We start from the raw sequence: 14,352 nt of genomic DNA, 5'->3' as shown, positions 1-14,352 counted from the left end.
AAAAGCCTCCCCGAAGGGAGGCTTTCTGAAACCTTAAAGATCTCTATTACGGATTGGCCTTGTAGACCGGGAAGCTGCCAATCGTCTTTGCGTTATGGCGGACGCCCCACATTTCGGTCTTGTCGAACTTGTTCTTCTTACCGTGGTTATCAAGCTGGACGTAAGTCTTGAGCTTGGTGATGAAGGCGCCAGAACCAACGAGGCGGTTCTTGTCGGACTTCATGTTCCACACGATGTAGAAGTTCCTACGGGTTTCAACGCAGTTGTGACCTGCACCACCGAAGTAGTACTTCTGGTTGACTTCAAAGTTCTTGTCGTCATCGCAGAAGATGCGGCCCTTCTTTGTTGCCACATGAGAGCCCAAGTTCGTGAAGAAGCTGAGTTCGTAATCAAAGAACACGTTCTTCTTGTTGGAGTTGACAAAATCTTCCTTGGATTCGATCATGGCACCCATATCGGTCTTGACATACCAGCCATGCGGAATAAAGCCATACTTTTCAAATTCGCCCTGACCAGCAAGGATGTCTGCTCTGAAGTTGTCGTCATCCTTGTTTGCGTCGTAGGTAAAGATGTCGAACGCATCAAGGTTAGCGGCTTCAGCCGGAGTTCTCGGAATGCCACCCATTGCGGACGGAATGATTCTGACAGCGTAGGCACTCACATCACCAGAGATCAATACCCACGGAGACGGGAGACGACCACTTGCATTATAGCCCGGAGCAATGTTCCAACCATAAGTAGCATCATCAGCCGGACGGAGAGTATCGCCACCAGGATAAGTTGCATAGTCAGACTGGTCCGTAAAGAGGCCCACACCTGCAATGCTACCGAAGTGGATATAGTCACCAGACTGCGGGAACAAGCCATTTGCGCTGTAAAGCAAATTCATAGTGTTCGAGTTCGTAGAAGGCGGAATCGAAGAACCCGGGTTCAGCGGTATATATTCGGTAAACTGCGGCTGCTTTCCATTGTTAATGTAGAAGGAAAGAACTGCATCACCCTTAGCATCGCCTTCGGTCGTCTTCTGAACAGGTTCAGAGAATTCAATCTTGAGCTTAGCCAAGTCAACACCGCCCATAGTTTCGGTCATAGCTCTTGCAGAGACAATGATCGGGGCAATACGGTCATAAATTGCGCAAGAGTAGAAGTTCGTCACAACAGTACCGCGAGCCGTGTAAGTAGCCCAAGACTTGAGCTTACCCTTACCAGAGGTCTTCACATTCTTGGAGAGCTTCTTGCCACCGAGAGTGATTCGCGGCAAGCAGAGAGAATCAGGCAGAGATGCAGCAGCACCGCAAACAGTACCAGCCTTAATTTCAGCCTTTTCAAAGACCACAGAATCCTTTTCATCTTCATCCCAGAAGACTGCAATCTTATTCGGGAGGGAGTCTTCGTGGTTGATAAACGGACGGTAGTAGTAAATAGCAAGGGAGTCACCAATACCATCGAGGTATTCCGTCTGCATGCTGAAGTATTCAGCCGGGATGTTCATCGAAGAAGCCGGAAGTTCGCCATGGACGTCGAAGATATCGGCCAAGAGCGGTGTCGGAACCGGCGGTTCAATAAACTGCAAGTTGACAACCTTAGCCTGCATCATAGTAGCACTCGGGCCCTTCACATGGAGAGTTGCAGAAGAAGTCGGCAATTCATAAACCATAGAAGACTTGACGGTAACCGTTGCACGACCATTCACAACGTGAACGGTGGAATCAGGACCATAAAGGATTTCCAAGCCCTTAGAGAGTTCAGAACCAGCAGTCACCTTAAAGTTGCAAGCATCACCGCACGGAGAGTTATTCTTAGTCGGGTCAAGAGCGATCAAGTAGAAGTCAACTTCTTCGGACTTCAAGTGAGTTACGTTATCCGGTTCCGAAGTCTTAACAGTCAAAGACGTTTCAGATTCAACGAACGCAATCGTCGGCACGAAGAACGAGAGCGTAGCCTTATAAGGACTATCCTTTACACTGATGACCACAGTCTCATTTTGAGATGTCGTGAACTGGTTGAACGGGATAGTTGCATAAAGGGTATCAACACCACCGGCACCAATCTTACGATTGTACTTGACCGGGTCAACCATTGAAAGTTGTCCGTTTTCCAACTTGTAGAAGGTAACCAGAGTAGAAGCATTGCCTGCAGCGTCCTTAACATCCAAGGAATATTCAGAACCAACAGCAGCGCTCAACTGGATCGGCTGGGTGCAAGTAGCAGAAGGTGTACCACCACACGGATCCGTAATCGGAGCAATGTAGAGCGGGATAAGCTGGTCAACCGTAACATCGGCAGCATTTGTAGCCATTGCAGAACCCTTGAACGGCATCACCGGGCTCTTGTAACCAGTTGCGTCAACAATAACGGCATCACGGTTAGCAACAGCAACGCTACCCTTAATTTCCCAGGACATAATATAGACATCAGTACCAATCGTAATGCGCAGATAGTACGTATCCGGAGTAAGTCTCTTCTTCAACTTGATTTCGTTAATCATCGGTTCACCCGGTTCTGTGACATCGATGATGCCATCTAACTGAACCGGATTAGCTTCGAATTCTTCTGCAGAAATAATCGTCTTGGTCGGGTCAGAACCACTCTTATCAGTGGTGAGCGTATAAGTAATCTTATAGCCTGCATCCGTAATCTGTTTGCCTTCCAACACGACTGCAGTACCTCTTGCGGCAGCGCAGCTACCACCACCAGACTGAGAATACTTCAGCTTGAACTTGTTGTTACCACCAGTCAGCCTATAGTCTTCGTTGCTATTCTGGTGACCTTCGGCCTTAATACCCACGGTCTGTTCAATGAACATGTTCGTCTTGATACGGACGTTACTCATCGTAGTACGACGGTCGCAGAAGAAGATATCGATATCATAGGTGGAATCCGGCTTGCCTTCGGGCATAAACGTATCCAAGTCCACATAGCCCGGAGCAGCAAGGTGAGTACCACCAAGGTCCACAGCAAGCTTGTTATCAATATAAACCCAAATGTCATCGTCACCACGGAAGCTGAACTTGAGTCCCTTCTTGAAGCGGAATTCAGCATGGGATTCGAAGCAGAAATGCTGGTTACGACCGGCATTGCCCTTACCGCCTTCTTCGGACTTCCAACGCGGGCTACCCGAAGCAGCAGAAGTTTCAGTTCCATCCACAAAGAATGCCCAATTTGCAGGAGCCTTATCCGGGCAGCTCCAACCAAAGACGCAAGCACCAGTGTTAGCCGGGCTAAGGCCAGTATAGAAGGCTTCGGTGCCATCGCCATCAGCGAAGAGACCATCGCACTTATGACCGCCCTTCCAACCCGGGCCATTGCAAATCACGTCAATCATCGGAATCTTTTCAGTCGGGTGAAGTTCACGAAGATTCGGACCATAGAACACAGGGCCTTCTGCAGTACGCTTTGTACGAGCTAACGGAGCAGCTTGCTGCGTAGAGTCAGCATCCTTGAGTTTCTTTTCATCGGTAGCTTCAACCGGGTAGAAACCACCCTGAACAGGGGTTTCAAGACCAGGGCTTGTATAGAAGTCAGAGTCAAATTCCCACTTGCCATCGTCAGCACGGGTAAACGGCATATCAAAGCAAGTCACTTCGTTCACACCAGGAGTGTAATTGAAGAGCATGTTGAAATACTTCTCATCAATAAAGCACCTTTTACCAGCAGCTGTAAGCTTCGGCTTCTTAGTGGCGCGGTCAAGAGTCGATTCCACAATGCCCGGAGTCACACCGATACAGTCATAAATAGCCTTAAGAGCGACAGTCGGATTTGCACCAGCAGCAGCATTCGTTTGGTCTACTTTCTGGCAACCGTCATTAGCCGGGCCATCACCAGGACCACTATAGCAAGAGAATGCCGGATGCAACTTAGCATCGGAGTCATAAATACGAGCAGCAAGGTTATAGGAGCAGCTACCATTGATAGCCGGTCTTTCAACATACCACCCAGACATTATGCTGGGAAGTTCAGCAGCCTTCTTCTGGTCAGCAACAAAGAACAATGCGCCACTATAGCCCGGTTCGCTATTGAAAACACCATTAAACAAACCGTCCAAGTCAATCTTTTCAAGCGTTTCAGCACCTTCACCTTGCATACCGATGGCATACTGCAACGTTTCGTCATCATCTCTATGGATATAGACTTCAGTTGGGAGCGCTTCATTCACGTAGCGTCTGTAATACCAACCGCAGTTATCGGCATCGATATCCATTTCTTTATCTTTGCCGTTTTCGCTAATCATCGGCACAGAGCTCTTCCAAACCTTATCATCCGGCAAGAAGACATAGAAATACTTGACGTCAGGCGGTTCACCCTGGACTAATGGCTTATTTGCATCTTCGAAGCTCGGCTGGATCCAAAGTTCGTTGGTTTTTGATCCAAAATCCTTGCAGGTAAATCCATTCGCATTCACACCAGTTTCAGTAAACTGCGTGTACTTGACATTAATAGCGCTCTTTGTAGCGCAATGGCCGCTATTGCAGTCGTTTGCCCCAGTCTCTTCGATGAAAAAAGTTGTTGGTGCATTCGGAGCACCAATGCTGGCGGTGGAAATTTGTAACCAGCCTGTATAGGTACTCTCGGTAAATTTAGCTTTTTGACCACCGCCAACAGCATAAGCAGTTTTCCAGCCGTCAGGCAGTTTAAAATAAACAGTGCCCTCACACCCCGAAAGAGCAGCCGACGCACTTTGCGCACCGGCAAAGAGCATAACACAGCCCAATACCCATAATTTTAAGGATTTCATTGTGTTCTTCATTGTATTTCTATCCATTTTGGTTCTCTCTGACCACGCAGAACATCAAGAAGAAACCCTCCTTGATATACTACACCGCATGAAATCTACTTTTTTAATTGAAAAAAGGAAATTTTTTCTAGTAAAGATATGTGAAAAAAAATTTATGTAAGCCAATCCGTGCTTTTATTCACACCTTTTCAACACAAAACTTACGTTTTGAAAATTTGTTTAAACATTGTAAAAATCTACTTACAAAACAAGGCGTATCATGCCTGTATTATATGGATAATTCGAAGTTCAAAGTTCAAACTATTTCAAACCAATCTTAAAACTACTTCTATATTTTAAATAGGGATAGCGCTAACGCGAGGGATTATTATGGAAGATGAAACCATCATCAATAAAGACAACACCATCATGTTTAACCCGATGGTCATTCATCCACATTTAATAGTTCTGTACCCGCAAAGCGCGTTTGCACAAATACCTCTCGAAAAGGGGACCGTGATTCTCGGACGCGGGCAAGATGCCGACATTCGTTTCGAAGACGAACTGGTAAGCCGCAAGCACTGTTCCCTTTCGTTTGACGGACAGAATGTCACGGTCGAAGACCTTGGCAGCACAAATGGAACGTTCGTCGACGGGAACTTCATCCACAAGCAAATTCTCGACTCCGACAACAGGCTTCAGATTGGCAAGATGGTTTTAAAGGTTGCCTACAAGGACCCGAGCGAAGAAGCTTTTAGCCGTGAGCTCTACGAAGCAGCGACCATGGATTCGCTGACAGGCATTTTGAACCGCCAAGCATTCATGGACCGTTCGGCCGGAGAACTTGTATTTGCACGCCGCAACGACACGTTTGTCCATGTCGTGATGATCGATGTAGACAACTTCAAGCACGTGAACGACACTTGGGGGCACCAATGCGGGGACCTCATTTTAAAAGAAGTGGCCCGGTTGCTGAACGACGAAAAGCGTGATTCCGACCTGCTCGCCCGCTACGGCGGAGAAGAATTTTTGCTGCTCATGAGCGATATTTCTCCAGAAGATGCCAAGAAGCGCGCCGAAAAATTGCGTTTTACCATCGAGCGCCACATTTTCTCATGGATGGATACGATTATCCCGGTGACGATTTCCCTTGGGCTTGCATCGCAGAAGGGTGCCGACGTGACTCAAATCACCGAACTTATCGCCCAAAGCGACAAATTGCTGTATGTAGCCAAGAACTGCGGGAAAAACCAGGTGGCTGCGCCCTAGCGAAAAAGGTAAAAATATAGCTCGGCTCGGTAATGCCAATACAAGTATTGGCGCTACACTCGCCTTTTGCTATATTTGGGCGCGATGAGTGAATTTTACTCCGAACGCCTAAATTCTTTTGGCACAGCAAGCATCCCGAAGCTTGTCTTGCAGTTTTCAGTTCCCGCCATCATAAGCATGTGTGTGAACGCGCTCTATAATATTGTAGACCGATTCTTTGTTGGCCAGGGCGTCGGAAGTTTGGGCATTGCAGGCATTACGCTCTGCTTCCCAATCTGCCTTTTCATCATGGCGCTTTCAATGATGGTGGGCGTGGGCGGCAATACGCTTTTTGCCATTCGCCTTGGGCAAAAGAAATACATCCAGGCGAGCATCATTTTAAACAATTCGTTCTCGCTCCTGATTATCATGGCGATTCTCGCTTTTACATTTGGCGAGGTTTTCATGACTCCGCTCCTCAAGCTTTTCGGAGCGAGCGAGCAGACCCTCCCCGTTGCCGAAAGCTACATGCGCATTTTGCTGTGCGGAGCCGTATTCCAGACAATCGCGCCCGGCATGAACCACTTTATCCGTTCGATGGGTCACCCCAAAACCGCCATGTTCCGCGAAATCGCAGGCGCCGTGACCAACATTATTTTGGACTGGCTGTTCATCATGAAGTTCCACTGGGGTATCGAAGGCGCCGCCTGGGCAACCATCTGTTCGCAGTTGGTCGCAAGCAGCCTGATTACGCAGTTCTTCGTAAAAAAGTCTTCGCCCATCAAGATTCGCTGGCGCCACATGAAACTGCATGCCGCCTACGTCCGCAAGATTTACATTTTGGGATTGCCGCCTTCGGTAATGCAGATTTGCAACAGCCTTATGAACGCAATTCTCGCCTGGAGCCTCACGACTTACGGAAACATCAGCATCAAGCCGACCGGAGTTCTCTCGGGTGGCGATTTGGCGATTTCGGCATTCGGCATCATTAACAGCGTTGTTTCGATTATAGTGCTTCCGCTCTTGGGATTTGTCCACGGAACGCAACCGATTATCGGCTACAATTACGGCGCTAGGCTCAATGGCCGCGTTCGCGAAACGCTCAAGTTCTCGTTTATTTATGCAGGCGCGTTCATGTTCATTTGCTGGGCCGCCGTGATGTGGAAAGCAGAAGCATTCGTTGCCCCGTTCGCCCCGAACGATCTCGAATTGCAACAAGTTTCCGCTTGGGCGATGAGAATTTTCACCGCAGCATTCTTCATGATTCCTTTTGGCATGGTGTCGGGAAACTTTTTCCAGGGAACAGGAAAGGCGCTCAGAGCTATGTTCTTGAACGCGTGCCGTCAGGTGATTCTCTTGATTCCGTTCCTGCTCGTTTTACCGCACTACTTTGAATTGAAAGGTGTGTTCTTGGCACAGCCCATTGCCGATACAGGTGCAGCCATCATCGGCATGGCAATGATGATGCACGAACTGAAAAAGTTGAAGTAAGTTAATCAGGGCACATCGCCCATCATAACTCTTATCTTTTTTCTAGGATTTTCAGCGCTCTTTCGATGATGTCCGGGGAGAGCTTGAAGATGTCGCTGAGGGTTTGGACGCGGTCGGCGGGCTCGATTTTCGTCATTTTCGAGCCTGTAGCATCACGGACGACGAGATTGCCTTTTTGATAGTAATACTGCACGCCCTTTTCGCGGTCGAGGCGATTCAAGACCGGGTAGGTCATCATTTCGCGATAGAAGCTTTCGTTCCAGTGGAGCTTGAATTCTTCAACAGAGACGCCTTCGACAGGGTACTCGAAGCGAAGCTTCATGGGCGCGCCTGCGCCACCCGTCCAAAGTTCCATGGATTCCATGGTCGGACGCACGAGACGCACGCAGTTCGGGGAAAACGGGAAAAAGGCTTCGCCAGTGCCAAACGGCTGCGGGAGGGGCATCGGGAGCGGGTCGAAAATCAAGTAACCGGGATCGAGCAAAAATTCGGAATTAAACGTGAGTGGTGACCCCGGAACGGTGTCTGGGGCATCTGGGTCCGGGAGGATAAGCGCGCAGTGGATGTTACGTTCCTTGCGCTTGTGCCCCATGACAAGACGCGGCTTGAAGCCCATGTCCGTGAGTGTTTGGTACATGTGCCACGTCATGCTAAAGCAAGTGCCCCCGCCCATCCAGGAATCGATATCATTCTGGTCGCTATCGTCGAGTTTGCGCGCACCTGTCGCGCTCCCCGTCTGTTCCAGACGGATGATTTTCGTCAAATTCTCGTAGGTGATGTTCGAAACTTGATTGCAGAGGTCTACGACCTTTTTCATGTTCTCGGGGGTCATATTTTAGTCCATTTCTGTGGGGATGCCGCCAAGCATGCTGCAAATTTCAGGGCCGATAACACCATTTTGAATGGCAATGGTAAGCAAGCGCTGTTCAATTTCTTGCGGAGGGAAACGAAGACCTTCATCAATAGCCGCGCAATCCGAACCGCTTTGGGTACTGCCGGCAGCCTCCTGCACCAAGCGTTCGGCAAGGGCCGCATGGAGCGCAAGCGATGTATCGATATACTTGAGATGCGTCGGTTCTTCGAGAATAAAATTCAAAGGACCTTTGGCATTGAGCACCTTTTCGACGGGAACAGCTTCACCGTATTCATCTTCGACGCCCATATTCGCAAGAACAGCCGATGTCGAAAGGAGCGATTTTTGAAGTTCCGGGGCGGCAAGAGCATCTTTTATGCCCGTTGCAGTCACCACAAAGTCAGCCTTTTCAATCAGCGCGGAGACGGTCGCATAGTCATGGCAATCGACCACATTGACACCATTTTGCTCTAAAACCGCCGAAAAATCACCTGCGGGCATTGTTTCGGGAGTTGCGGAAGAAGCTGTTTTTTCGAGAGGCGCGGCGGAGGATTGTCCACGATTCAGGTCCGTCACGACGGAAACAGCACAACCGCGACGCACGCCCTGGAGGGCAATCCCCGAACCAACCTTACCGCTGCCAAAAACAACTAATTTTTTCCCTTCGAAACCAGCTCCGGACACATTTTCGCCAGCAAAACCGAGTTTTTCGAGCGCCCTGAAATAGCCATCACCGGTGCCTAAAGACGTCTCGATTCGCTTGACGATGCCGCTATCGGCGACAAAAACCGGTTTTTCGGCATCTTTATAATACTGTACGCCCGAACGGGTGAGTTCCACAAAGCCAATTTTCGGGTGGAGCACGGCAAAAGGCCCCGCACAGTCGAGCACCAAGTCCACAAATTCACCACGGGACTCCGCTTCGAGCATTTCTGCCGGAGTCACGACGGGAATGCCCCAATCTTTCAAAAAATCGACAACATCGGGATCGTTCATACCCGAAAAACCGACCAAAAGCGATGCCCCACCCGCCAAAAGAGCGCGATACTGAGTCATCGTATTGCGGTAAATCGGGGTCGCCACCAACACACGGAGCCCTTCGAAAGGGCGCGTTTCGGACCATTCGGCTTCGAGCGCGGCTAATGCCGGATATTCGTTTTTTTCGTAGACTTCGTCAAGAACGGAGGAAAGAATCGACTGCAAATCCATAGAGAGAAATATAGCTATTAGAACAACTATTTACATTGTCATGCCTGCCTCAGAGCAGGCATCTCCTATTTCTACGAACAAGTCTTTCCACTGAGGATTAAACGTTTCAATTAATTCCATCTTCCACTTGCGATTCCATCGTTTCAGCCGTTCTTCTCGCTTTATTGCATCTGTAATATTGAAAAAAAGTTCATAGTAAGCAAGGCAATCAGCATTATATTTTTCAGAAAATCCTTCATTTAATTTCATTTTATGTTCAAGAGTTCTTCTATGCAAATCATTAGTTACACCAGTATAAAAAACAGTCTTGTATTTATTCGTCAATATGTAAACGTAATAGTTATTATTCATTGTTTCTCCTAATGCCTACTTATTTAACACGCTTTTTTCAGAGAAATTGATCAAGATTTATTGATAAATAAATGTTACAAGAAGGAGATTCCCCATCAAGTGGGGAATGACAATGCAAAAACGCTACAAGAGGAGATTCCCGGTCAAGTGGGGAATGACAATGCAAAAACGCTACAAGAGGAGATTCCCGGTCAAGCCGGGAATGACAAAGCCTGCTGTTGCACTACTATACAACAAAAAGAAAATTTACAAAGCCCATTTAAAATGGATAATCTTAGATTAGAGTTACATAATATACTCTCAAAGGTGTGGATAATGAATAACAAAATTTCTATCGCTGCGATTACAGTTGGAATGTTTGCGGCAGGCTCTGCTTTCGCTCAGGATGCCGAAATTGCAACCTGGTCGGGCTTCCGCAAGGGCGCCGCTTCCTTCACATTTGACGATGGTGCTCCGAGCCACGTGACCGATGCTGGTCCGATGTTCAAGAAGTATGGCTACAAGGCTACCTTCAACGTGGTGGTGAACTGGAACCCCAACTGGAGCGGATTCCAGGGCCTGGCCGACGAAGGGCACGAAATCGCAAGCCACAGCAATAGCCACGGCAATAACATGAGTGGCGAAGAAGCCTCTTCAAAAAAGGCCATCGAAGGCAAAATCAAGCAGAAATACGGCATCATCACGGTCGCCTACCCGAACTGCAACGTGCCTAACGAAAGCGCAGTCAAGCAGAACTACATCGTGGGCCGTATCTGCAACGGTAGCTGGAAGGGCATGAACGACGAAATGGGCAAGGACGGTCCCTCCAACTGGGCCCAGGTCCCTGCCACTATGACCGGTGCCGAAGGCCAGCTCAAGAGCACGAACGACTTTACCGGCAGAATGCAGAAAGTCATCCAGAGCAACGGCTGGGCCGCATTCCTCACCCATGGTTTCCAGGGCAAGCAAAACGGCAACGCCAACTACTCGCCGACGGATATCAACGCCATCGATGGCGCCCTCAAGTGGGCCCAGCAGAACGATAAGGACATCTGGGTTGCCCCGATGGGCCATGTCGCTATGTACCTCAAAGAACGCAAAGCATCCAAGGTCGAAGCAAGCAGCAGCGGTGGAAACATTACCGTCAAGCTCACCCATAACATCGCCGACAATATTTCCAAATACGACTATCCGCTTTCCATCCGTGTGAAGTATGACGGTTCCAAGGCCGAAGTCAAACAGGGCGATGCAAAGCTCGAATCCAAGATTGACGGTGGATACGTTTACTTCGACGCAGTTCCGAACGCAGGCGACATCGTGATTTCTGGCGGTGAAGCTCCGAAGCCGGAATCTAGCTCCAGCTCTGAACCGCCTGCAAGTTCTTCTAGCAAGGTTGAAGAATCAAGTTCCAGCGGCACAAGCGCACTCCCGATGCAAGCATTTGACGATCGCCACCTCGCTGCATACGTAGACGCAAGCGGCTATATCACCGTTCAGGGCGCACAGGGCTTGAACATTACCGTATTCAACAGCCTCGGTAACGTTGTCCGCACCACGAAGGGCATCGGCTTCGTGCAAAAGGTCTACACAGGCGCCAAGGGCATGTATGTCGTGAAAATCGGCAACCAGGCCAAGGCCGTAAACATCAAGTAGTTCTAAAAAATTTGTGGTTTAGGGAAAGCCCGCTCCGATTGGAGCGGGCTTCTTGTTTATTGATAGGGTAAACATGAATAGCTCCCGCTCAACCGAGCGGGAGTTTTTCTATTCAAGGAGCTATGGGATTAATCCACCTCATTCAAACAAGTCTGCAGCAAACAAGTCTTCGAATTTTCGACTTGACACACAACTTTCAACAATATGCTTAGCGTACTTTTTCCAATAAGGATCTGTGTATGTTTCAACACCATCCTTCAATTCAGCCTCAACAAGACATACCACTTGAAGATCGTCATCGTGAGAAAGCTCACCATTTTCGAGAGCACAATCTTTTCTGAATTCTTCTCTGGTAGTAGAATCTACCGATAGCATATATTTAACAGCTTTATTCGGAATATAATTTGGATGCGATTTCCAATTGAAATGAATTTCATACATAGGCCCAAAGGAACCATGATATTTTAACCATTCGTCGCCAGTCAAAAGTTGCACGATATTTCCATCATCATCCACAGCGTACGAAATTCCACATTTAACTTCTATTTGATTTTCAGTCGCATGTTCACCACCTTCAAATATAATTTCTCCATGAACTAAACCTTCCTCATCTTTCATTGCCACGTAGGTTGCAGAATCCAACAGCCCCGAAAAACTCTTTTCAGTATAACGTATAGAAGGATTGAAATCAAGAATTGATTGAACAATCCTATCAAAAGATTCATGGGCCGTCACAGTATCCGTTTGATAATCGGCATCTCCTGCTACATGACTATAAGTCACCGCAGTTCCTGTTCTAACACTTCTAAGTGCCGCCAGAGTCTCTTCTCGTTTGAAGCGCCATTCATTTAGAGAATTTGACGAGCCCGGTTCAACAACAGAGCTTGAGCTCAAAGCCACCGAATTGCCCTGCACATCAGCACCGACAACGGCAGTATCAGAACACGCACATAACGCACCCGCGACACTCAGCGCAACAAACGAAAACGGAATGATTTTTTTGATATTCATAAACATCTCCTTTACATAAAGTTTTTAGGGAGGCTAATAAGTTCCTCGAAGTCTCGAGCTAATACGCAACGTTCTATCATATACGTAGCATACTTTTTCCAATAAGGATCTGTGTAAGTTTCAACACCATCCTTCAATTCAGCCTTGACTAAACAAACCTGTTGGATATCATCATTAGATTCAAGTACACCATTTTCGAGAGCGCAATCCTTTTCGAATTCCTCTTTGATAGTAGAATCAATCGTAACCAAATATTTTATAGCAGTAAGTTCTTTATGGAAAGGATGCGATTTGTCGTTAAAAAAGACTTCATAATGAGTTCCAAATCCCCCACTGAAATCGCAATCATCAGAATTTATGCAATCTTCGAAACTCATTTGCACAATGCTCCCGTCTTTTTTTTCAACATATGGAATTCCACAGCCAACGTCTATTTCACGTTCAAGGAAAACCATACTACCTTTACTAAAACGAATATCTCCATGAACCAAACCTTCCTCGTCCTTCATTACCACGTAGGTTGTACGATTCATTTTATGTATACCATACCAAGCATCATAACCGACAAGTTCTTCATCAATAAGATGCACAGTTGGATCGACATCAAGGATTGTCTGAACAGCCCTATCAAAAGATTCATGAGCCGTAACCGAATCCGTTTGATAACTAGACTCACCAGCCACATGACTAAAAGTCACTGCGGTTCCTTTACCTACACTTCTTAAAGCGGCCAAAGCTCCTTCTTCATTTAGATACGGAATTCCATTTAGAGAATTTGACGAGCCCGGTTCAGTAACAGAGCTTGAACTCAAAGCCACCGAATTGCCCTGAACATCAGCGCCGACAACGGCAGTATCAGAACACGCACTTAGCGCACCCGCGACACTCAGCGTAGCAAACGTAAGTGGTATGATTTTTTTGTTATTCATAATGTTTCCTCCTCACATTATTGTTCCGACTCTTCCGAATTATCGGAATTATCAAAAAGATCAAGCTCTAAAAGGTCTAAAGAATCAGCAGGAACCACACAACGGTTTATAACCTGCGATACATATTTTTCCCAATAGGGGTCCGTATAAGCGACATCGCCTTCGGTTGGTGTAACAGAAAACGCGCACGTTGCGGTAGAATCACTATACGCAAAGGAACCATTTTCAAGAGAACAATCATTTTCAAATTGTTCCACTATTGAAGAATCATAAATAATCAAAGATTTCTTTACGCGGTACTCGTTCGCGGGGCTTGGCGCCTGGAGGCCATCCGTTGGCACTTCTACAGCCTGCACATTCAATTCATAATGTCCAGTTTTAGCAAGCAAACTCTTGTCGAGACGCGCTAAATCACATAGGACATATCTATGTTTCAAATGCATTTCAAGCAGTTCAATGGGGCCATGAACAACATTATTTTCATCGCGATATACACCAGAAAACACATTAAAGTAAGGAACTGTATCCCCAAAATTTCCAACAGCCGGCGTTTTCACAAATACACCGCTATTTTTCAAAGAATCAACAACGTTATCAAATGTTTCTTGAGCCGTAACAGAATCTTCAACAAGCTCATTTTTCAAAACATTTACAACAAAAGCAGTATCGTTCGAAACTTGTGTAGTAGCCACATCAGAGACAATTGCTATAGGAGCCTCAGACTTACGTTCTTTCACTCGGGATATCATTTTTTTCAGAATAGCCTTTGAATCATAGGCATTTTTATCCGAAATAGAATTATCCTGGATGTCGGCACCAGCAACGTGATTTTCAGAACAACCGCTTAACGCCCCCACGACACTCAACGCAACAAGCGAAAGCGGAATGATTTTTTTCATATTCATAATGTTTCC

10 protein-coding genes are annotated in these 14,352 nt (G+C 47.2%); 3 read left to right on the top strand and 7 right to left on the bottom strand.

Annotated features, from left to right (window positions below):
• Nucleotides 1–46: 46 nt before the first annotated feature.
• On the bottom strand, nucleotides 47–4,762 hold the full coding sequence (locus BUA34_RS12500; protein WP_072830110.1) for a fibro-slime domain-containing protein: 4,716 nt from the start codon (nucleotides 4,760–4,762) through the stop codon (nucleotides 47–49).
• A gap of 342 nt (nucleotides 4,763–5,104) precedes the next feature.
• On the opposite strand from BUA34_RS12500, the gene BUA34_RS12495 reads away from it, so the two are divergent.
• Together BUA34_RS12495 and BUA34_RS12490 are read left to right on the top strand one after the other, a co-directional pair.
• The gene (locus BUA34_RS12495) at nucleotides 5,105–5,983 is read left to right on the top strand and encodes a GGDEF domain-containing protein (RefSeq protein ID WP_072830108.1); all 879 of its coding nucleotides are present in this window, start codon (nucleotides 5,105–5,107) and stop codon (nucleotides 5,981–5,983) included.
• An 84-nt stretch (nucleotides 5,984–6,067) separates the two neighbouring features.
• Nucleotides 6,068–7,453 (top strand): MATE family efflux transporter, encoded by a 1,386-nt coding sequence (locus BUA34_RS12490; RefSeq protein ID WP_072830106.1) that lies wholly within the window; start codon nucleotides 6,068–6,070, stop codon nucleotides 7,451–7,453.
• 31 nt (nucleotides 7,454–7,484) lie between these two features.
• Here the strand turns inward: BUA34_RS12490 and BUA34_RS12485 are convergent, their stop codons facing one another.
• Genes BUA34_RS12485 through BUA34_RS12475 form a run of 3 tightly spaced genes read right to left on the bottom strand, consistent with a single transcriptional unit; the run spans nucleotide 7,485 to nucleotide 9,866 of the window.
• Nucleotides 7,485–8,270 (bottom strand): hypothetical protein, encoded by a 786-nt coding sequence (locus tag BUA34_RS12485; RefSeq protein ID WP_254794466.1) that lies wholly within the window; start codon nucleotides 8,268–8,270, stop codon nucleotides 7,485–7,487.
• A gap of 18 nt (nucleotides 8,271–8,288) precedes the next feature.
• The gene (locus BUA34_RS12480) at nucleotides 8,289–9,515 is read right to left on the bottom strand and encodes a Rossmann-fold NAD(P)-binding domain-containing protein (RefSeq protein ID WP_072830102.1); all 1,227 of its coding nucleotides are present in this window, start codon (nucleotides 9,513–9,515) and stop codon (nucleotides 8,289–8,291) included.
• A 30-nt stretch (nucleotides 9,516–9,545) separates the two neighbouring features.
• Nucleotides 9,546–9,866: a GIY-YIG nuclease family protein gene (locus BUA34_RS12475; RefSeq protein WP_072830100.1), complete on the bottom strand. Its 321-nt coding sequence runs from the start codon at nucleotides 9,864–9,866 to the stop codon at nucleotides 9,546–9,548.
• 315 nt (nucleotides 9,867–10,181) lie between these two features.
• Between BUA34_RS12475 and BUA34_RS12470 the strand changes: the two genes are divergently transcribed.
• The gene (locus tag BUA34_RS12470; protein ID WP_072830098.1) at nucleotides 10,182–11,498 is read left to right on the top strand and encodes a polysaccharide deacetylase family protein; all 1,317 of its coding nucleotides are present in this window, start codon (nucleotides 10,182–10,184) and stop codon (nucleotides 11,496–11,498) included.
• A gap of 138 nt (nucleotides 11,499–11,636) precedes the next feature.
• Here BUA34_RS12470 and BUA34_RS12465 read toward each other — a convergent pair whose 3' ends face one another.
• The 3 genes from BUA34_RS12465 to BUA34_RS12455 are packed head-to-tail and all read right to left on the bottom strand — an operon-like array spanning nucleotide 11,637 to nucleotide 14,343.
• Nucleotides 11,637–12,509, bottom strand: coding sequence for a hypothetical protein (locus BUA34_RS12465; RefSeq protein WP_072830096.1), 873 nt, complete (start codon nucleotides 12,507–12,509; stop codon nucleotides 11,637–11,639).
• 11 nt (nucleotides 12,510–12,520) lie between these two features.
• Nucleotides 12,521–13,438 (bottom strand): hypothetical protein, encoded by a 918-nt coding sequence (locus BUA34_RS12460; protein WP_072830094.1) that lies wholly within the window; start codon nucleotides 13,436–13,438, stop codon nucleotides 12,521–12,523.
• 17 nt (nucleotides 13,439–13,455) lie between these two features.
• Nucleotides 13,456–14,343: a hypothetical protein gene (locus BUA34_RS12455; protein WP_072830092.1), complete on the bottom strand. Its 888-nt coding sequence runs from the start codon at nucleotides 14,341–14,343 to the stop codon at nucleotides 13,456–13,458.
• Nucleotides 14,344–14,352 lie beyond the last annotated feature (9 nt).

Origin of the sequence: Fibrobacter sp. UWB12 (assembly GCF_900142485.1) — a bacterium.
GTDB lineage: Bacteria > Fibrobacterota > Fibrobacteria > Fibrobacterales > Fibrobacteraceae > Fibrobacter.
The sequence above is the reverse complement of the archived record's forward strand: the minus strand, read 5'-3'. Positions and strand labels throughout refer to the sequence as shown.